Source organism: Caballeronia sp. HLA56 (assembly GCF_054655155.1).
The window spans coordinates 2,897,273-2,915,221 of record NZ_BAAHOB010000005.1 but is presented as its reverse complement, the minus strand read 5'-3'; the positions used below and the strand labels follow the sequence as shown (position 1 = coordinate 2,915,221).

Below are 17,949 nucleotides of genomic sequence, written 5' to 3'. Positions count from 1 at the left end.
TGCGCGCAAATGCGTGACGAGCCAGCGGCATCCCTAGGGAAGCGGCGAGCGGCGACGTCGAAGTGCGCGAAGGTGAATCAGGATCGAGTTCATTCGCGAAGGATACGTTATCAAGTTCCCGCCTGTAAACCGTGCGCGCGAATTTTTATCCGCGCGCAGGTTCGCAGGCTGGCACCTTTGGCGATTCAGACCGGATGCGCGAGATCCGCCGCGCTCGTGAACGAATCCGCGTAGAACTCGTCTTCCGGCAAGCGATGATGCAACGTGAAGTCGCGCTGCGCCGATTCCACCATCACCGGCGCGCCGCACGCGTACACCTGATGAGCGCTCAAGTCTGGCAGATCTTCGATGACAGCACGATGAACGAAGCCCGTGCGGCCGGTCCATGCGTCGTCGGCGTCGGGTTCGGAGAGCACCGGCACGAACTTGAAGTTCGGCACTTCGCGCGCCCATTGCTCGGCAAGCGCCATCATGTAGAGGTCTTTCTTGCGACGGCCGCCCCAGTAGAGCGTCATCGGGCGATTGAGGTTCTTGAACACCGCATGCTCGATGATCGCCTTGATCGGCGCGAAGCCCGTGCCCGACGCGAGCAGCACGATGGGCTTGTCGGATTCGTCGCGCAGAAAGAACGTGCCGAGCGGACCTTCGAAGCGAAGGATGTCGCGTTCCTTCATCGCGCCGAAGACGTGGTCCGTGAACGTGCCGCCGGGCATGTGACGCACGTGCAGTTCGAGCGGGCCTTCGTGATGCGGCGGGCTCGCCATCGAATAGCTGCGACGTTTGCCGTCCTTCAGAATGAATTCGATGTACTGCCCCGCGAGATATTGCAGACGTTCGTTGGCGGGCAGTTGCAGCTTCAGTTCGATGACGTCGTCGGCCTTGCGTTCGAGCGCGTTCACGCGGCAGGGCAGCTTCTTCACCTGCACGTCGCCGACACCCGCGACTTCGCGCACGTCGATGGTGAGATCGGTCTGCGCGGTCGCGCAGCAGAAGAGCGCCATGCCGCGCGTTTTTTCGTCGTTCGAGAGCGCGGACGAGGAATGCGGCGCCTGCTCGATTTCGCCCTGGACAACGGACCCCTTGCAGGAGCCGCACGCGCCGTTCTTGCACCCGTAAGGCAGACCGATACCCTGGCGCAAAGCGGCCGTCAGGACCGGTTCATCGGGTTCCACCTGAAACTGCCGGCCGCTTTGCCGGAGCGTTACATTGAAAGCCATAGATCGAATTCTTGCTGTCTCATGAAGGAGTGTTCCGTGCGATGCCGCGAGCCATGAAGCCGTCGACAATGACTGCCGCGGATACAATGCTCGGCATGATCGCCACTCGAACTTTGCGCCGCTCGCGCGTGCTTGTCGTCGGATGCGGCGATGTCGGCATGCGCGCGTTGCCGCTTCTGCAAAACCGCGCCGCCGCGCCGCGCGTGATCGCGCTTACGCATCATCCTGAACGCGCGGGCGAGTTGCGTGCCGCGGGCGCGCTGCCCATTGGCGGCGACCTCGACGCGCGCCGGTCGCTGCGGCGCCTGGCCGGTATTGCGAAGACCGTCTTGCATCTCGCGCCGCCGCAACGCGATGGCGCCGCCGATACCCGCACGCGTGCGCTCATCGCCGCGTTGCGCGCACCGCGCCGCTCCGTCGCGCGTGGCCCGATGCAACCGGGTTCGCGCATTGCCCGAAGGTCGTTCATTGTACCCGACGCCCCTTTCGCGACGGGCACGCGCTTCGTGTACGCGAGCACGACGGGCGTCTATGGCGATTGCGCCGGCGCGCATATCGATGAAACGCGGCCCGCGCGTCCGGAGAACGAGCGCGCCCGGCGCCGCGTATCGGCGGAACGGCAACTGCGGCGTGCAGGCGCGACGAGCGGCTGGCACGTGTCGATCGTGCGGATTCCGGGAATTTATGCGGCGAATCGTTTGCCCGTGGCGCGCATCGAGAAGCGCATGCCGGCGCTTCTGGCGAGCGAGGACGTCTACACGAATCACATTCACGCCGACGATCTCGCGGCCATCCTCGTGCGCGCGCTCGAACGCATGCGGCCGCAAAGAGTCATCAACGCATCCGACGATACGGACCTGCGCATGGCCGACTATTTCGATCTCGTCGCCGATGCCTACGGACTGCCGCGTGTGCCGCGCATCTCGCGCGAAGAAGCCGCGACGCAGCTCGAACCGGTCACGCTTTCGTTCATGCGCGAATCGCGACGACTCGCCAACGCGCGCCTGAAGCGCGAGCTCGGTTACGCGCTGCGTTATCCGACCGTGGCCGACTTCCTGCGCGCGACGGCAAGCGAGCGCGCGGCCCGCTAGATAAGCGCGGGCAAGGTTTCGAGCAGGATGAAGCACATCAGCGCGCCGATCAACGCGCCGATCAGATTCGGCGAATACTTGTGCCGCATGTGCATGGCAACGGCCAATGCCCCGATAAGAACAACGCTCAGTGCGGCGAACGCGATCAGCGCAACGGTGGTGTGGGCGAACATGATGCCCTCCTGCTTTTTTGATAGTCATTCTGGTGTCCGTGCTTTGAGTATATGAATACGGACGCCGGAAAGCATGCTGCGGTGCAACGCCTCGCGCTCAGGGCTTACACCGATTTGCAGGATCAATGCGCGCCGATAAACGCGGCGACATCGGCCAGAACCGGGGAATTTGCGTGTGCCGACGCGGTGAAGGCATCGACGATGCGCCCGTGGTCGTAGCCCGGATAGCGCTTGAGCTCGACGCTATTGTCGTGCGCGCGCAACGCCGCGGCGAAGCGCTCGCTGTTGCGCGGATCGACGACGTTATCGGCGGTGCCGGTGGCGAGAAGCATCGGCGGCTCGTTGCCGGAAATGAAGTCGATCGGCAGCGTTTCGGCGCGCTCCGCTGCCGGAAAGATGTCGCCCATGTGCGGCTCGGACGGAATGGCGACATACGGCCCGGCGAGCCCGATCATGCCGCGCAACGATTCCTTCGCCATGCCTTGCGCTTGCAGATAGCGGCCGTCGGTGGCGAGCATCGCCGCGATATGCGCGCCCGCCGAATGTCCCATCACGAAGATGCGCTCCGGGTCGCCGCCGAACTCATGCGCGTGATCGCGCGCCCAGCGCACCGAAGCGGCGGCATCGGCAAGGAAGCCAGGGAAGACGGTTTCCGGATACACGCGGTAATCCGGCGTCACCGCGACGAAGCCGCGTTGCGCGAGCGCGTCGGCCACGCCGCGCGAATCGGCGCGCTGGCCGGCTTGCCAGCTTCCACCGTAAAAATACACGATCACCGGACGCGCATGTTGCGAGGCCTCTTCGGGCGCGTAGACGTCGAGCCGTTGCCGCGAAGTCGGGCCGTAGGGCAGGCCGTCGGCGAGCTCTTCGTCATCGGACGCGGCCGTGACTGCCGTTGCCCGCGCGCGCGACGGACCGAAGCCCGCAGCGCATGCCGCCAGTGCCAGAGTGATGAAGCGCCGTCTCGCCGCGAGTTGCATGATGTCGTCGACCCTGAAAGTGATCGGCGCGCAGCCGATGCTATGACGTGCGTGAGTCCCGCAGCACGGCGAGATCGGTCTCGTCGAGCCAGCGCCATGCGCCTTCGGCCAGGGACTCAGGCAAAGCATAACCGCCCACGCGCTCGCGATGCAGTTTCTCCACCCGGTTGCCGGCCGCCGCGACCATGCGCTTCACCTGATGGTATTTGCCTTCCTGCACGGTGAGTTCGAGCAGATGTTCGTCGCGTCGCGTGGCCGCGAGCGCGGCGCTCGGCTTCGTCTCGCCGTGCAACAGGACGCCTTCGACAAGGCGCGCGAGTTGTGCATCGTCGATGGGGTGACGCGTCGTCGCCAGATACAGCTTCGGCACCTTGCGCTTGGGCGACGTGAAGGCATGCACGAAGGCGCCGTCATCGGAGAGCAGAAGCAGGCCGGTGGTGTCCTGATCGAGCCTGCCGACGGGCTGCACGCCGCGCTCGATCAATTGCGGCGGCAACAGGTGAAAGATGCTCAGGTGATGTTGCGGATCGCGCGAACATTCGTAGCCGGGCGGCTTGTTCAGCGCGATGTAGGCTTTCTCGCGATACGTCCAGGCGTGCCCGTCCACTTCGAATTCGGGCGATGGCGTGAGGGAAATGCGCGCGTGGGGATCGGCGCAAACATCGCCACCGATACATACGCGGCCTTCGGCGACGAGTCCGCGGCATTGGCGGCGCGACCCGAAGCCTTGGGAGAAGAGGAGGGTTTCGAGGTCCATCGGATAGGCGGAGTTGAAGCGGCGATTCTAGCAAGCGGCGGGGGCTTGCGAGCGATTGTCTCCGCCGTTGCTCAATGCGCGTCGCCGCGACCCTTCGCCACCGTCGGCACGCCCCAGCCGAAGAGCGTCGCGTTGGAACGGTCTTCCGCGAGGCTCGTCACGGGCGCGTGGTGCGATCCCACGCTCCAGCGGCCATCGAAGGTCATCGCGGGCACCGCGGGCGCCGGGATGGCCGCGCCTTGACTGAAGTAGGCGATGTTCGCTTCGTATTGCGCGGCCGTCGCGTGGCGCAGGACTGCTTGCGTTTGCGCGTTGCGCGGATCGAGCGCCACGGCGCGCCGGGCATTGCGGACCGCGCAGGACGGGTCCTTGTTCAACGGGCACGAGCGGGCGCTTGCCACGGCGCTGTCGCGGGCGCGTTCCTGGCGGGTGACATCGGCTGCGAGTTGTTGAACTTCCGGGTTGCGCGATTGGCTCGAAGCGAGGACGCGCAGGTTGCGGCGGGCGGCAGCCAGGTCGCGATTGGCGAGCGCCTGCTGGACGGCGGCGATGTTGCGGGCCACGGCGGGTGATTCTTGCGGCGGATGGGTATCGGCGGGTTTGGCGGCGATCGACGCTGTTTTCGGTGATGGAGCGGCGGATGCGCTCGCGGCCGACGTGGTCGTGTGGTTGCGGGAAGCGTCCTGCGCGATGACGGTCGCGGCGGCTTGTGTCGATGCGAGAGGGGTCGGAGCGGGATGCGCTGCGTTTCCGGCTGCCGGGCTGTGTTGGGAGGCTTCGGGCGCGTTGGCGACTGCGGTCTGCGCAGCCGGCTTCGCGCTTGGCGATGCGGTCTTTGAAGCTGCCAATGTCGTCGCGTTGCTTCGCGAAGCATCCGCTGCGGTGACAGCGCCGGCTGCGGTCTGCGTTGCCGGCTTCCCGCTTGCGGTTGTTTCTGATGTTGTCGTCGTCGCGTTGCTTCGCGACGTATCGGGCGTGTTGGCGCTAGCGGCCGCGGTCTGCATCACCGGCTTTGCAGTCGTCGATGCAATGCCGTTCGATGCCGTCTTCGATGCCGCCGCGTTGCCCCGCGAAGCATCCGCCGGGGTGGCGACACCCGCTACGGTCTGCGTCGCCGGCTTCGATGACGTCGAGCCATTCTCAGGCTTCGAGTTCGCCGCCGTCTGCGTCGCAGGCGACGCGACCGTTCCAGGCGCGCTGTGAGCGGCAAGCGAAGGCGCTGCCGGTTGTGCTGCGTTCACATTCTTCTTGCCATCGGTACCAGCCGCGACTGCTTCCCGTGTGCCGATCGCATCGTTCGCGGGGGCCTTGTTCGATGAGCCGCTCGCCATCGTGGCATTGCCGGGCGATGCCGGTTTCACCGTCGATGCACCGGCGTCACCAGCACCAGCCGCATTCGACGCCAAAGCCTTGTTCTGCGATGCGCCAAGCGCGGAAGCTGCCGGCGTTTGCGCGGAAACAGTGCCGCCACCCGCCGACGGCTTGCTTTGCGATACCACTGGGCCCGTCGACACACCCGCATCGGCGATCGATGCGGTTTTCACCACCGGCGTAGTCGCGGACTGCGGAGCCTGACTCGTCGACGCCAGAGCCAGAGCAGCGGATTTCGGCTCCGTTCCCATTGCGGGCTTCGCAACCGTCGAATTCCCAAGCCCGGCGTTCGTCGCACGATGATCGGCCATTGCGGTCGCCGTAGGCCGATTGCCCGACGGTGTCGCCGACGCTCTCGCTGTCACGCCGGCGATCGCCACGGAACCGCCCGCAGAGGATGCATCGGGTGCCCGACGCGAACTCGCATCGGCCGAATTCGCGCGACTAGCAAGCCTTTGCGCGTCATCTGCACGAACCCGTTTCGCATCGTCGTCAGCCGATGCCAGCGTGCGCGCCTGTTCCGCGACCGCTCTCGATTGGTCGAGTCCGGCACGCTTCTCGTCGCCCACGCCGCGCGCCGCCGACGCACCATTTGCAATCGATCCAGCCGCGCTGATCACCGGCCGGTTCGCCGTGACGACGCCTCCGTCCGATTGCACGTAAAGGTATCCGCCCGCGGCGAGTCCCGCGACCACGCCGCCAATGAGCACCGCCAGTCCCTTCCTCGCCGGTTTGCGCTCGGCCTCGGGCGGCAAGTCGCCCGGCTCGGCAAGACTCGGGTAGGACGTCACCATCCTGCGACGAACGAGACGCGTCAGCCAGCCGGTATCGCGCAGATCGGTGATGTCGAGTTGCCCCGGCATCGGCGCGGCGGCAGCGGCGGCTGCGGGCGCCGCGGATGCAATGGGCGCGACAGGATCGGATCGCGTCGTGAAGATCGCGCCCTGCCGATCGGACCCGCAAGAAGGGCACGTTTCTTCCTCTGCGCGCGAAACGGCGTTACAGCGGCGGCAAATCACCGAATCGAGCGTCAGCGAATATTCTGGTCGGTTCATGTCGCACCCTATTGGAGTTATGGCCCGACACATGGCGCGGGCGGGTCACGACATCGGAACTCCTAAGGAAGCCGAAAGCGGTCGCCTGCGCAGGCACGCATCCTCGCGATGCACCCTGCGCCGGAGTCCTGAATGCCGAGCGGGAGCCTATTTTTGCGACTCCCGGTGAAACGCGTCTACGCGATTGCGCACATAGGCGTAATGATCGTGTAGGGGAAAACGCGGAGTTTGTAGTCTGAATATGTGCGTTGCGCCGCATAAAACAGGTATTAGCGATCTTGTCCTGGCCGATAGGCCGACTACCCGATGCACGCGGCATCGGCGAAATTGGCGGTCAATGCAAACGAGCGGGCACGACGATGAAATCCAGCGGTTTCGAATTGACGACGCGGCAGTTGGTTCTTCTGCTGCCGATCTTCATGGGCGTGATCGAATACTTGTTGCGTGTCGCGATGAGGCAGTCGGATCAGAGCGAGTTTTTCCCGATCTCGCTTGTCGCGTCGGGGATCAGTTTGAATCTTGCGGTGACCGCGTTGCCTGATGGACTACTTGAGAATGCTGCTGAATGGCAGTTGAGAAAGCATCTCAGACAGGTAATTTTTATTGCGAAACTGGGAATTTTCGCCTCGCTAGGCGGGGTGCTTCTGTGGATATACTTGCTACTGTCTTCATTCAGTGAGGATGTCAAAGCATTACTAAACATGAATTCCATCTGGGAAGCTTTGACCTACTATGTAATTTCCATGCATTTGACGCGCTACAAGGAAGAGGTGGAAAAATGTTGGACCTCGTGATCGGGTTTTTTAAGGAATATGGAATCGTGGTCGTAGTGTGCGGAGGTATGTATTTCACCATGCCTTACTACGAGCGATGGTTGCGCCGGAGGCTGATGGCAGAGCGTGCAAAAGCTGAACTCGAGGAAGGTATGAAGCGCTGAAGCCCCGCATCGGTCGCCCCAAACGCAAAAAAGCCGCTCTAAAAAGAGCGGCTTCTTCATGATTTTCTGGTGCCCAGGGCCGGAATCGAACCGGCACGCCTTGCGGCGGGGGATTTTGAGTCCCCTGCGTCTACCAATTTCACCACCTGGGCCTTCAAAATTGCCACTCGCGAGGAGCAGCAAATCGAGTCCGCGATTATGGCGCAAAAATCCGCCGTGGGCAAGCCGGTTCGACAAGCCGCCCGCAAGCACGCCTTCACTGACTCAAATAAGTGAACTGTCCGTCCTTGATCACGCCCATCACGCTTGCGCGCTGATCCAGCCCGACGTGATCCGTCGCGCTTGTATTCACGACGCCATTCGGCACGACGAGCTCATGCGCGTGCTCCAGTTCCGACCGCAAAGCCACGCGGAATTCTTTCGTACCCGGTTTCGCGGTCTTGAGCGCGCGCGCCACGGCATCCTGCAAACGCGGGTACACGCCCGCCGCATCGCCGGCAAATTGCGTCACGGTGCTCTTGCCGTACTTTTCCTCATAAGCGCTCACGAACGCCAGCGCCGCTTTCTTCGAAGGATGATCGGCCGGCAGCGTGCGCGCGACGACCACGGGCTGCGTCGGGAAGAGCGTGCCTTCCACATCCTTGCCGCCCAGCTTGATGAACTCAGGTGTCGCGATGCCGTGCGTCTGATAGATCGCGCCCTTGTAGCCGCGCTCGACCAGCGTGCGCTGCGGCAAAACGGTCGGTGTGCCCGCGCCCGCGATCAGCACCGCATCGGGCTTCGCGGACATCAGCTTGAGAATTTGCCCCGTCACGCTCGCGTCGGTCCGGTTGAAGCGCTCGCTCGCGACGATCTTGATGTGACGCAACTCCGCGAACTTGCCGAACTCGTTGAACCAGCTGTCGCCGTAGCTATCCGCGAAGCCGATGAAACCGACCGTCTTCACGCCATGATTCGCCATGTAGCGCGTCATCACGTCGGCCATGGCGCGGTCGGTCTGCGCCATCTTGAAGGCCCAGACCTTCTTGCCTTCCTGCGGCTCGACCACCGAAGCCGAACCGATCAGCGTGATCATCGGTGTCTGGTATTCCGCCACGGGATCGAGCGCCGCGAGCGCGGCCGGCGTGATGTTCGGGCCGACGATCACATCGACACGATCCTCGGTGATGAGCTTGCGGATGTTGCGCACGGCCGCGCCCGGGTCCGAACCGTCATCGAGGATGATGTACTCCGCGTTCTGCCCGGCGATGGTTTTCGGCCACATCAACATCGCGTTCTTGCTGGTGATGCCGATGGTCGCGGCGGGGCCCGTGCTCGACAGGTCCACGCCTACTTTCAGTTGCGCGTGCGCGGCAGCGGCCAGCGCGGACAAGGCAACGCCGGCCATGAGCCGGCGCGTGAACATCGACAACTTCATCGAAAAGCTCTCCAGGAGGGTGATGGGTTCTTCTGCGTCTCTATTACTCAAGACTAGTGGCGATCAGAGTTCGTAGCTTTCGTGGTCGCCCGAAAGCGCCTGCTCGATCAGCTTGCGATTCATCGACGGCGACAGCAGTTCGACGAGCGTATACACATAGCTGCGCAAATACGCGCCCTGTTTGAGCGCAAGCCGCGTCACGTTCGTGCCGAACAAGTGGCCAACCGGCATCGCGCGCAAATGCTTGTCGCGCTCCGGATTGAACGCGATGTCCGCCATGATTCCCACGCCGAGCCCGAGTTCGACATAAGTCTTGATGACATCGGCGTCGATGGCTTCGAGCACGATATCCGGCGTGAGATTGCGCAACGCAAACGCCTGATTGATCTTGCTGCGGCCGGCAAACGCCGCTTCATAAGTGATGAGCGGGTACTGCACCAGATCGTCGAGCGTGAGAAGCTTGCGTTCCAGCAGCGGATGATCGGCCGGCATGACGGCCAGATGCTGCCACTGGAAGCAGGGCAGCGAAATCAGTTCTTTATAGTTGGCGATGGCTTCCGTCGCGATAGCCACATCCGCCTGATCGTGGATGACCATTTCCGCGACTTGCGTCGGGCTGCCTTGCAGAATCGAAAGATGCACCTTGGGAAAGCGCTTCTTGAATTCCGCGATAGCCGAGGGCAGCGAGTAGCGCGCCTGAGTGTGCGTGGCGGCAATGACGAGATTGCCTTGATCCTGCGCCGCGTAGTCCTTGCCGACGCGTTTCAGGCTTTCCACTTCCTGCAGAATCTTTTCGACCGATGCGAGAATGATGCGCCCCGGCTCGGTCAGCGATCTGACACGCTTTCCGTGGCGTGTGAAAATCTCGACGCCGAGTTCATCCTCGAGCTCGATGATCGCTTTCGACACGCCCGGCTGCGAGGTAAATAAAGCCTTTGCGGCCTCGGTCAGGTTGAAGTTCTGCCGCACGGCCTCGCGGACGAAGCGGAACTGGTGCAGATTCATGTAGTGCCTTCGTTTTTCGCCCTTTCGTTATTACCTGAGGGCATATCAAAGTAAGTTTTAAGTCGTTTGCAATATATAGCAGGTTTATTACTATCAGTCCAATTTTTCCAATATCCATATCTGTTTTTGTCATTAGCTAATGAATTAAGCGTCGGAACGGCGCTTGCGATGACGAATCAATATGGAATGGCTGAATTCTCAACGCGCCGCGTAACCTAGGACGCAGGCGTTCGAACTAAAACTTGGGGCCCCGAATGTACCAATACGATCAGATCGACCAGCGCATCGTCGACGAACGTGTCGCGCAATACGCCGACCAGGTTCGCCGTCGCTTGTCGGGCGAGTTGAGCGAAGAGGAATTCCGTCCGCTGCGTCTGCAGAACGGCCTGTACATGCAGCGTCACGCCTACATGCACCGCATCGCGATTCCGTACGGCAATCTGCGCAGCGACCAGATGCGCATGCTCGCCACCATCGCGCGCGAGCACGATCGTGGGTACGGCCACTTTTCCACGCGTACCAACATCCAGTTCAATTGGGTCGAGTTGGAAGAGACGCCCGAGATTCTGCGCAAGCTGGCATCGGTGCAAATGCACGCCATACAGACGTCGGGTAACTGCATCCGCAACATCACGGCGGATCAGTTTGCGGGCGTGGCGCCGGATGAACTCGTCGATCCGCGTCCGTGGGCCGAGATTCTGCGTCAATGGTCGACGTTCCACCCCGAGTTCGCATGGCTGCCGCGCAAGTTCAAGATCGCGGTGTGCGGCTCGGAAGAAGATCGCGCGGCTACGCAGGTGCACGATCTGGGCGTCTATCTGAAGAAGAACGAAGCGGGCGAAGTCGTCGCGAGCATTCTCGCGGGCGGCGGGCTCGGCCGCACGCCGATCGTCGGAGCGGTCATCAAGGAAGACTTGCCCTGGCAGCATCTCATTACGTATTGCGAAGCCGTGCTGCGCGTGTACAACCGCTATGGCCGCCGCGACAATATGTATAAGGCGCGTATCAAGATTCTCGTGAAGGCGCTGTCGCCGGAGAAGTTCGCGAAGCAGGTCGAGGAAGAGTGGCAGCATCTGAAGGACGGCCCTTCGACCATCACGGCGGAAGAAGTCGCACGCGTGTCGCAGTACTTCGCGCCGCCTGCCTACGAAAAGCTGCCGGATACCGACGCCTCGTATGAAAAGCATCTGATCGACAGCAAGCCGTTCGCGCGCTGGGTCGAGCGCAATGTGCGTCCGCATAAGGTGTCGGGCTACGCGTCCGTCACGCTGTCGCTCAAGCCCACCGGCATTGCGCCGGGCGACGCCACCGACCAGCAGATGGACGATGTCGCCGCTATCGCCGATGAATTCTCCTTCGGTGAGATTCGCGTATCGCACGAGCAAAATCTCATTCTCGCCAACGTCAGGAAGCACGATCTGTACGCCGTGTGGGAACGCGCCAAGGCGGTGGGTTTCGCGACCTCGAACGTCGGTTTGCTGACCGATATCATCGCGTGCCCGGGCGGCGATTTCTGCTCGCTCGCGAATGCGAAGTCCATTCCCATCGCGCAAGCCATTCAAGAGCGCTTCAGCAACGCCGACTATGTATACGACCTGGGCGACCTGTCGCTCAACATCTCGGGCTGCATCAACGCGTGCGGTCACCACCACGTCGGCAACATCGGCGTGCTGGGCGTCGATAAGGACGGCTCGGAGTGGTATCAGGTGACGCTCGGCGGCGAGCAAAGCTCGGGCGCGACCGGCGCGCATCTCGGCAAGGTCATCGGCCCGTCGTTCTCGGCGCATGAAATGCCGGATGTCGTGTCGAGCGTGATCGACACCTTCGTCGACAACCGCATGGAAGGCGAGCGTTTCATCGAGACGTATAACCGCATCGGCATGACGCCGTTCAAGGAGCGCGTGTACGCATCGCGCCAGGCGCACGCTTAAACGTCGACGAGACCGAGGACTTTGCAGATGGCTTTGATTATCAAGAACCGCTCCGTCGTCAATGACGATTTCACCGTGGTCCGTGCCGCCGAAGACGGCGCGCTGCCCGCAGTCGATGCGCTGCCCGCCGGCAAGTTGCTCGTGCCGTTCGCGTTGTGGAAGGAGCATCGTGCGGCGCTCGTTGCGGCGCATTCGAAGGACGAACTCGGCGTGTGGCTCGCGCCCGACGACGAACCCGCCGATCTCGTCGCCGATTTCGGCGACATCGCCGTGATCGCCGTCGATTTTCCCGTGTTCCGCGATGGCCGCGGCTTCTCCATCGGCCGCTTGCTGCGCGAGCGCTATCAGTGGACGGGTGAGTTGCGCGCAATTGGCGACGTGCTGCGCGATCAGTTGCTGTTCCACGCGCGCTGCGGCTTCGACGCATTCGCTGTGCGCGAAGACAAGGACATCAATGACGCGCTCAACGCGTTCAACGAGTTCACGGAGCGCTATCAAGGCGCGACCGACGATCTCGAACCGCTGTTTCGCCGTCGCAGCGCGGTTCTCGCGACGCTTGGAGCCTGAGGCATGACTCCCGAATTGCAAGCCAAGGTTGCACGCCTCGACGCGCTGCTCGATTCGATCGCAGCGCGCCATGAGCGCGTCAAGCTAGCCAGCAGCCTCGCCGCCGAAGACATGGTGCTCACGCACGCCATTCTGTCGCGCGAGGTGAATATCGGCATCTTTTCGCTGAACACGGGCCGTCTGCACGAAGAAACGCTCGGCATGCTGGACACGGTCAAGGCGCGTTATGGCTACGACATCGAGCAGTTTCATCCGCGCCAAGATGCCGTCGATGCCTACGTCCGCGATCACGGCCTCAACGCGTTCTACGAGAGCATTGATTTACGCAAGAGCTGCTGCCATATCCGCAAGGTGGAGCCGCTCAATCGCGCGCTTTCGGATGTGTCGGCGTGGGTAACGGGGCAGCGCCGCGAGCAGTCGGTGACGCGCACCGAACTCCACGAGGAAGAGCACGACGCGCCGCGCGGCATCGCCAAGTTCAACCCGCTCGCGGACTGGACCGAAAGCGATGTCTGGGACTACTTGAAGGCCTTCGACGTGCCGGTGAATCCGCTGCATGCGCGCGGTTATCCGAGCATAGGCTGCGAGCCATGCACGCGCGCCGTGCGCCCCGGCGAAGATAGCCGCGCCGGCCGCTGGTGGTGGGAATCGCGCGATACGAAAGAATGCGGCCTGCACATCACGAACATCAAGATCGTCGAAGAAGCACCGAGTTCGGCTATCTGAATCATCGAGGTGCTCAAAGAGAAGCGCCCGGTACGAACACTGTCACTGAACGCGGCGTCAAAGCGCCACAAACGCATGACGCAGCCAATAAAAGGATCGACGCATATGAGCACCACGCTCGACTCTACCGTCACCGCCCCGATTACCAATCAGGCGACCCGGATGGACCATCTCGACTGGCTCGAAGCCGAGTCGATCCACATCCTGCGCGAACTCGTCGCGGAGTGCAGCAAGCCCGCGCTTCTGTTCTCGGGCGGCAAGGACTCGGTCGTCGTGCTGCATCTGGCGCTGAAGGCATTCGGTCTCGGCGCGGGCCGCAAGACCGTGCTGCCGTTTCCGCTCGTCCATATCGACACCGGCCATAACTTCGGCGAAGTGATCGAGTTTCGCGACCGGCGCGCGGCTGAAATCGGCGCGGAACTGGTCGTCGGCCACGTCGAGGATTCGATCAAGAAGGGCACCGTGCGTCTGCGTCGCGAAACCGATTCGCGCAACGCCGCGCAAGCGGTGACGCTGCTCGAAACCATCGAGCAATACGGCTATACGGCGCTGATCGGCGGCGCGCGCCGCGACGAAGAGAAGGCGCGTGCGAAGGAACGTATTTTTTCGTTCCGCGACGAATTCGGCCAGTGGGACCCGAAGGCGCAGCGTCCGGAACTCTGGAGCATCTATAACGCGCGTCTGCATCCGGGCGAACACTTGCGCGTGTTCCCCATCTCCAACTGGACCGAACTCGACGTGTGGCAATACATTGCGCGCGAGAAACTCGATCTGCCGTCCATCTATTACGCGCATGAGCGCGAAATCGTGCGCCGCAACGGCCTGCTCGTGCCCGTGACGCCGCTCACTCCGGTGCGCGACGGCGAAACCGCCGAGATGGCGCAAGTGCGCTTCCGGACGGTCGGCGACATCAGCTGCACGTGCCCGGTTTCGAGCGATGCCGACGACGTCGAAAAGATCATCGCCGAAACGGCCGTGACGGAAATCACCGAACGCGGCGCCACGCGCATGGACGATCAGGCTTCCGAAGCCGCGATGGAACAGCGCAAGAAGCAAGGTTATTTCTGAAGCCACGCCCCCAAGGAACGAACGAAATGAGCATCTATCAAGCTGAAGACCTGGGCGTGTTGCGCTTCATCACGGCGGGCAGTGTCGACGACGGCAAGAGCACGCTGATCGGCCGCCTGCTGTACGACAGCAAAGCCGTGCTGTCGGACCAGTTGTCCGCCATCTCGCGCGCCAAGAACAAGCGCACCGTGGGCGATGAGATCGACTTGTCGCTGCTGACCGACGGCCTCGAAGCCGAGCGCGAGCAGGGCATTACCATCGACGTTGCGTATCGTTATTTCGCGACCGCGAAGCGCAAGTTCATCATCGCGGATACGCCGGGTCACGAGCAGTACACGCGCAATATGGTGACGGGCGCATCGACGGCGCATGCGGCGATCATTCTCGTCGATGCGACGCGCGTCACCTTCGACAACGGCGACGCTCAACTCCTGCCGCAGACCAAGCGCCATAGCGCGATCGTCAAGTTGCTCGACTTGCAGCACGTGATTGTCGCCATCAACAAGATGGATCTGGTCGAGTACAGCGAAGCGCGCTTCAACGAAATTCGCGATGCGTACGTCGTGCTCGCGCGTCAGCTTGGAATCGCGGATGTGCGCTTCGTGCCGGTGTCGGCGTTGAAGGGCGACAACATCGTGTCCGCGAGCGAGCGCATGCCGTGGTATGCGGGCGAGCCGCTGCTCGACTTGCTCGAATCGCTGCCGGTCGCGCAGCCCGTCGATCAGGCGCTGCGTTTCCCGGTGCAATGGGTCGCGCGTCAGGACGGCTCTCAAGCCGACGATTTTCGCGGCTACATGGGCCGCGTCGAAGCGGGTGAAGTGCGTCTTGGTGACGCCATCACCGTGCTGCCGGCGAATCGCCAGGCGACGGTCGCCGAGATCATCGCGCCGGTGCCGGGCGGCGTTGCGCCGGTGGATCGCGCGTTTGCCGGCCAGACGGTGACCATTCGTCTCGCCGAGGATGTCGATGTCTCGCGTGGCGATACCTTCGTGCCGCGCGCGGAGAGCGAAGCGCAGACGGTCGAACCCGCGAAGAAGCTCGAAGCGGATCTGTGCTGGTTCGACGAAGAGCCGCTTTCGCAGCAGCGCAAGTATTTGTTGAAGCAGACGACGAACACCGTGTTCGCGCGGATCGGCGCGGTGAAGGAAGTGCTGGATGTGCATACGCTGTCGCATTCGGTCGATCGCAATACGCTCGCCATGAACGATATCGGCCGCGTGGCGTTGACCTTGCAGAAGCCGCTCGTCGCGGACTTGTACGAGACGCATCAGGGCACGGGCGCGTTCGTCTTGATCGACGAGGCGACGCATCACACGGTCGCAGCCGGTATGATTCGCGCAATCTCAGCCTGAGTGCATGCAAATGGGTAAGGTCTATCTGATCGGAGCAGGGCCGGGCGCGGCGGATCTCATCACCGTGCGCGGCATGCGTTTGCTCGAACAGGCCGACGTGGTGCTGCACGACGCGCTCGTCGAACCTGCGATGCTCGACTACGCGCCGAACGCACGCAAGATCGCGGTCGGCAAGCGTTGCGGGCAGCGTTCCACGGCGCAGCATTTCATCAGCAAGCAGATCGTCGATGCCGCTTTGGAACACGGTCTCGTCGTGCGTCTGAAGGGCGGCGATCCGATGCTTTTCGGCCGCGCGGATGAAGAGATGCGCGCGCTGGAGGCGGCGGGTATCGACTATGAAGTGGTACCGGGAATCACGGCGGCGCTCGCCAGCGCGGCGACGCTCAAGCGCTCGCTGACCTTGCGAGGCGTCGCGCGCAGTGTCGCGCTGGCGACGCATAGTCGCGCCGCCGACAGCGACGATATCCGCGAGCAGGCGCAGGCGGATTCGCTCGTGTTCTACATGGGCCGAGACAGCGCGCCGGACATTGCCCAACAGTTGATCGATGCGGGACGGCCGGGTTCGACGCCGGTGGCGATCGTCGAGGCGTGCAGCACGCCGCGCGAGCGCACGCTTACGCTTACGCTGGCGCGCATGGCGCTAGGCGAGGCGCAGGAATGGCTCGATGCATCGCAGCCGAGTTTGCTGATGATAGGCGAGGCGTTTCGGGATCGCGACGCGGTGGTGAAGCCGAAGGTGCATCTGAAGGGGATGCAGGCGGCGGCTTGAGGCGGACGGCTGAACTCTGGAACGAGCCTGGTTGCGGGCCAATCGCGTTGCCTGGAGCGGACGATTGCGATGTGCTTATCAGGCAGCGCGGCCACGCTTATGCCGCAACTCGCCGACATAGACGCTTGATGACGAACTTGCAGAACTCGATCTGGCGTTAGAGAGAACCGAAGCCGCTAACGATTTTCCGCCGGCTTGCCGGCGTGCCGCCTTCGATAAATCTAACTGCAATTCCGCAAGCAATTCCCTTCGAAGTTCCTTGTGAAGTCCATTCAACCGATCTTCTTGCTGTCGAACCAGTTGCTCGACTTGACGCCGAAGCTCCTCGGCCGACACCGGTTCCGCAACTGCCTGTTCTTCACTCAACTTGGCGACGTGTTCGCGATAAAAGTAGGCAAGCGTTTGCACTACAGCGAACGCGATAGCTGCAATGACGAGCGTGCCGTAATTCCCTTGAAGCGCAGTCAGAATATTTATCATGTCGTCAGGCGTTTGAGCTCGGACAGCGATACTGCAAAAAAATAATACACCACTGAAATCGATTTGGTCGAGCTCCAGCCAAACAGAGTGAGTCCCAGCCAACCTTTATAAATCCCGGAAAGCGACGCACCGAGTATCTGATGCCACAAAGGCATGCCGATGAGAGCCAAGGCAGCCGCCATGGCCACGAGCGTAACGTCGCACCGATATCGAAACTTTTCGGCGGCTCCTGCCGTAACTGCTGGCTCCTTGCGTGCAAGGCACAGTGAGGTGAGCAGGGCGATTGCGCTTAGCATAAGCCCGGGCGCCAAAAACGCCTCTGGATCTTTCTCTTTGAACGCCTGGTGAACGGTCAGCTCGAAGCTTCCCAGCCAAAACGGCAGTGCATAAATAAAGACACGAACGAAAGTTATAAACGTAACGCGCCATGCAAGGAGTTGATGCGGGTTATCTCGATGTTTCGCTGAAAGCCAGAGTTGCAGGCAGCAGTCTCGTGAAGCTGACGTTGACCGTTGCCCTGAGTGGTGGAGTTGGCTAGCCAGCATTCCTGAACTCGATAGAGATCGTAGCATCGTCAGTAATGCTAGGCATTGAGTAAAAGACGAAAGCGATATGCAGCGCTTCAACTTCTCGGCAAGCCAACGATACGTGAGCCTTGAGTCTGACCGGCCCTCAAACCTGCCGCAAACAATACTCCGCGACCGCATCCAGCACCGCATCATCCTCGCCGACCGCCGTCGCGCAATGAATCGCGACAGAGGGATGCGCCGCGCGACACGTCTCGATTACCGCCGGCAAGTCACGCCTCACATGACCGCCTTGCCCGAAGAACACGGGCACCACGGTAACGGCATCGCAACCTTCTTCAGCCAACTGCGTCACCGCCGAAGGCAGATCCGGCGTCATCAACTCCAGAAACGCAAGCGCAACCGGCTCGTCGCGCCCGGCACGCAGGCGCGACGCAAGCCGTTCGAACGGCTCCGCCCAACGTGGATCGCGTGCGCCGTGTCCGAACAGTACGATGCCGTGCTTGCCCATCATCTTCTCCCGAAG

Annotated in this window: 18 protein-coding genes and 1 tRNA gene; 8 read left to right on the top strand and 11 right to left on the bottom strand. The window is 62.3% G+C overall.

Translation table 11 applies throughout. The features are described from left to right. Window positions 1-185: 185 nt before the first annotated feature. Complete coding sequence (locus ACYQ47_RS33200) at window positions 186-1,217, bottom strand: CDP-6-deoxy-delta-3,4-glucoseen reductase (protein ID WP_244827237.1); 1,032 nt, start codon at window positions 1,215-1,217, stop codon at window positions 186-188. 95 nt (window positions 1,218-1,312) lie between these two features. On the opposite strand from ACYQ47_RS33200, the gene ACYQ47_RS33195 reads away from it, so the two are divergent. Then, window positions 1,313-2,308, top strand: coding sequence for an NAD-dependent epimerase/dehydratase family protein (locus tag ACYQ47_RS33195; RefSeq protein ID WP_459909426.1), 996 nt, complete (start codon window positions 1,313-1,315; stop codon window positions 2,306-2,308). Here the strand turns inward: ACYQ47_RS33195 and ACYQ47_RS33190 are convergent. From ACYQ47_RS33190 to ACYQ47_RS33175, 4 genes are all read right to left on the bottom strand, one after another. Continuing rightward, window positions 2,305-2,481 (bottom strand): hypothetical protein, encoded by a 177-nt coding sequence (locus tag ACYQ47_RS33190; RefSeq protein ID WP_244827238.1) that lies wholly within the window; start codon window positions 2,479-2,481, stop codon window positions 2,305-2,307. The two genes, ACYQ47_RS33195 and ACYQ47_RS33190, sit on opposite strands and share 4 nt — an antisense overlap. 122 nt (window positions 2,482-2,603) lie before the next feature. Next, the gene (locus tag ACYQ47_RS33185) at window positions 2,604-3,461 is read right to left on the bottom strand and encodes an alpha/beta hydrolase (protein ID WP_459909015.1); all 858 of its coding nucleotides are present in this window, start codon (window positions 3,459-3,461) and stop codon (window positions 2,604-2,606) included. 40 nt (window positions 3,462-3,501) lie between these two features. Further along, complete coding sequence (locus ACYQ47_RS33180) at window positions 3,502-4,218, bottom strand: pseudouridine synthase (protein WP_459909013.1); 717 nt, start codon at window positions 4,216-4,218, stop codon at window positions 3,502-3,504. Window positions 4,219-4,289: 71 nt separating this feature from the next. Beyond that, window positions 4,290-6,644: a hypothetical protein gene (locus tag ACYQ47_RS33175; RefSeq protein WP_459909011.1), complete on the bottom strand. Its 2,355-nt coding sequence runs from the start codon at window positions 6,642-6,644 to the stop codon at window positions 4,290-4,292. Window positions 6,645-6,922: 278 nt separating this feature from the next. Here ACYQ47_RS33175 and ACYQ47_RS33170 point away from each other — a divergent pair, with 278 nt between their 5' ends. Next, on the top strand, window positions 6,923-7,438 hold the full coding sequence (locus tag ACYQ47_RS33170) for a hypothetical protein (RefSeq protein ID WP_459909009.1): 516 nt from the start codon (window positions 6,923-6,925) through the stop codon (window positions 7,436-7,438). Window positions 7,439-7,648: 210 nt separating this feature from the next. Here the strand turns inward: ACYQ47_RS33170 and ACYQ47_RS33165 are convergent. From ACYQ47_RS33165 to ACYQ47_RS33155, 3 genes are all read right to left on the bottom strand, one after another. Further along, window positions 7,649-7,733, bottom strand: a tRNA-Leu gene (locus ACYQ47_RS33165). Between the two features lie 104 nt (window positions 7,734-7,837). Beyond that, the gene (locus ACYQ47_RS33160; protein ID WP_244827243.1) at window positions 7,838-8,998 is read right to left on the bottom strand and encodes an ABC transporter substrate-binding protein; all 1,161 of its coding nucleotides are present in this window, start codon (window positions 8,996-8,998) and stop codon (window positions 7,838-7,840) included. A 63-nt stretch (window positions 8,999-9,061) separates the two neighbouring features. After that, entirely contained in the window at window positions 9,062-10,003 is a 942-nt protein-coding gene (locus ACYQ47_RS33155; RefSeq protein WP_250463500.1) for a CysB family HTH-type transcriptional regulator, read from the bottom strand. 254 nt (window positions 10,004-10,257) lie between these two features. Here ACYQ47_RS33155 and ACYQ47_RS33150 point away from each other — a divergent pair, with 254 nt between their 5' ends. From ACYQ47_RS33150 to cobA, 6 genes are all read left to right on the top strand, one after another. Further along, window positions 10,258-11,934 carry a nitrite/sulfite reductase gene (locus ACYQ47_RS33150; protein WP_250463503.1) on the top strand — a complete coding sequence of 559 codons (1,677 nt, stop codon included), beginning with the start codon at window positions 10,258-10,260 and terminating at the stop codon, window positions 11,932-11,934. 27 nt (window positions 11,935-11,961) lie between these two features. Continuing rightward, the gene (locus ACYQ47_RS33145; protein ID WP_244827246.1) at window positions 11,962-12,501 is read left to right on the top strand and encodes a DUF934 domain-containing protein; all 540 of its coding nucleotides are present in this window, start codon (window positions 11,962-11,964) and stop codon (window positions 12,499-12,501) included. Between the two features lie 3 nt (window positions 12,502-12,504). Continuing rightward, complete coding sequence (locus ACYQ47_RS33140) at window positions 12,505-13,227, top strand: phosphoadenylyl-sulfate reductase (protein ID WP_459909006.1); 723 nt, start codon at window positions 12,505-12,507, stop codon at window positions 13,225-13,227. A 105-nt stretch (window positions 13,228-13,332) separates the two neighbouring features. Continuing rightward, window positions 13,333-14,295, top strand: a complete 963-nt coding sequence (cysD, locus tag ACYQ47_RS33135) for a sulfate adenylyltransferase subunit CysD (RefSeq protein ID WP_244827248.1) — start codon at window positions 13,333-13,335, stop codon at window positions 14,293-14,295. Window positions 14,296-14,321: 26 nt separating this feature from the next. After that, a complete protein-coding gene (locus tag ACYQ47_RS33130) occupies window positions 14,322-15,647 on the top strand; it encodes a sulfate adenylyltransferase subunit 1 (protein WP_244827249.1) in 1,326 nt (441 codons plus the stop codon). A 10-nt stretch (window positions 15,648-15,657) separates the two neighbouring features. Continuing rightward, entirely contained in the window at window positions 15,658-16,416 is a 759-nt protein-coding gene (cobA, locus tag ACYQ47_RS33125; RefSeq protein ID WP_250525635.1) for a uroporphyrinogen-III C-methyltransferase, read from the top strand. A 78-nt stretch (window positions 16,417-16,494) separates the two neighbouring features. Here the strand turns inward: cobA and ACYQ47_RS33120 are convergent, their stop codons facing one another. The 3 genes from ACYQ47_RS33120 to ACYQ47_RS33110 all read right to left on the bottom strand — a co-directional run bounded on the left by ACYQ47_RS33120 (window position 16,495) and on the right by ACYQ47_RS33110 (window position 17,934). Further along, window positions 16,495-16,896, bottom strand: a complete 402-nt coding sequence (locus ACYQ47_RS33120; protein ID WP_244827250.1) for a hypothetical protein — start codon at window positions 16,894-16,896, stop codon at window positions 16,495-16,497. Then, window positions 16,893-17,441: a hypothetical protein gene (locus ACYQ47_RS33115; protein ID WP_459909004.1), complete on the bottom strand. Its 549-nt coding sequence runs from the start codon at window positions 17,439-17,441 to the stop codon at window positions 16,893-16,895. The genes ACYQ47_RS33120 and ACYQ47_RS33115 overlap by 4 nt, the downstream gene beginning before the upstream one ends. Window positions 17,442-17,568: 127 nt before the next feature. After that, the gene (locus ACYQ47_RS33110) at window positions 17,569-17,934 is read right to left on the bottom strand and encodes a sirohydrochlorin chelatase (protein WP_244827974.1); all 366 of its coding nucleotides are present in this window, start codon (window positions 17,932-17,934) and stop codon (window positions 17,569-17,571) included. Between the last annotated feature and the right edge of the window lie 15 nt (window positions 17,935-17,949).

Excerpts from the sequence above, each read along its gene's own strand:
- ACYQ47_RS33160 (WP_244827243.1), bottom strand. The coding sequence starts at position 8,998 with ATGAAGTTGTCGATGTTCACGCGCCGGCTCATGGCCGGCGTTGCCTTG.
- ACYQ47_RS33180 (WP_459909013.1), bottom strand. The coding sequence starts at position 4,218 with ATGGACCTCGAAACCCTCCTCTTCTCCCAAGGCTTCGGGTCGCGCCGC.
- ACYQ47_RS33120 (WP_244827250.1), bottom strand. The coding sequence starts at position 16,896 with ATGATAAATATTCTGACTGCGCTTCAAGGGAATTACGGCACGCTCGTC.
- ACYQ47_RS33110 (WP_244827974.1), bottom strand. The coding sequence starts at position 17,934 with ATGGGCAAGCACGGCATCGTACTGTTCGGACACGGCGCACGCGATCCA.
- cobA (WP_250525635.1), top strand. The coding sequence starts at position 15,658 with ATGGGTAAGGTCTATCTGATCGGAGCAGGGCCGGGCGCGGCGGATCTC.
- ACYQ47_RS33155 (WP_250463500.1), bottom strand. The coding sequence starts at position 10,003 with ATGAATCTGCACCAGTTCCGCTTCGTCCGCGAGGCCGTGCGGCAGAAC.
- ACYQ47_RS33190 (WP_244827238.1), bottom strand. The coding sequence starts at position 2,481 with ATGTTCGCCCACACCACCGTTGCGCTGATCGCGTTCGCCGCACTGAGC.
- cysD (WP_244827248.1), top strand. The coding sequence starts at position 13,333 with ATGAGCACCACGCTCGACTCTACCGTCACCGCCCCGATTACCAATCAG.
- ACYQ47_RS33185 (WP_459909015.1), bottom strand. The coding sequence starts at position 3,461 with ATGCAACTCGCGGCGAGACGGCGCTTCATCACTCTGGCACTGGCGGCA.
- ACYQ47_RS33200 (WP_244827237.1), bottom strand. The coding sequence starts at position 1,217 with ATGGCTTTCAATGTAACGCTCCGGCAAAGCGGCCGGCAGTTTCAGGTG.
- ACYQ47_RS33175 (WP_459909011.1), bottom strand. The coding sequence starts at position 6,644 with ATGAACCGACCAGAATATTCGCTGACGCTCGATTCGGTGATTTGCCGC.
- ACYQ47_RS33145 (WP_244827246.1), top strand. The coding sequence starts at position 11,962 with ATGGCTTTGATTATCAAGAACCGCTCCGTCGTCAATGACGATTTCACC.
- ACYQ47_RS33140 (WP_459909006.1), top strand. The coding sequence starts at position 12,505 with ATGACTCCCGAATTGCAAGCCAAGGTTGCACGCCTCGACGCGCTGCTC.
- ACYQ47_RS33195 (WP_459909426.1), top strand. The coding sequence starts at position 1,313 with ATGATCGCCACTCGAACTTTGCGCCGCTCGCGCGTGCTTGTCGTCGGA.
- ACYQ47_RS33150 (WP_250463503.1), top strand. The coding sequence starts at position 10,258 with ATGTACCAATACGATCAGATCGACCAGCGCATCGTCGACGAACGTGTC.
- ACYQ47_RS33115 (WP_459909004.1), bottom strand. The coding sequence starts at position 17,441 with ATGCTGGCTAGCCAACTCCACCACTCAGGGCAACGGTCAACGTCAGCT.
- ACYQ47_RS33130 (WP_244827249.1), top strand. The coding sequence starts at position 14,322 with ATGAGCATCTATCAAGCTGAAGACCTGGGCGTGTTGCGCTTCATCACG.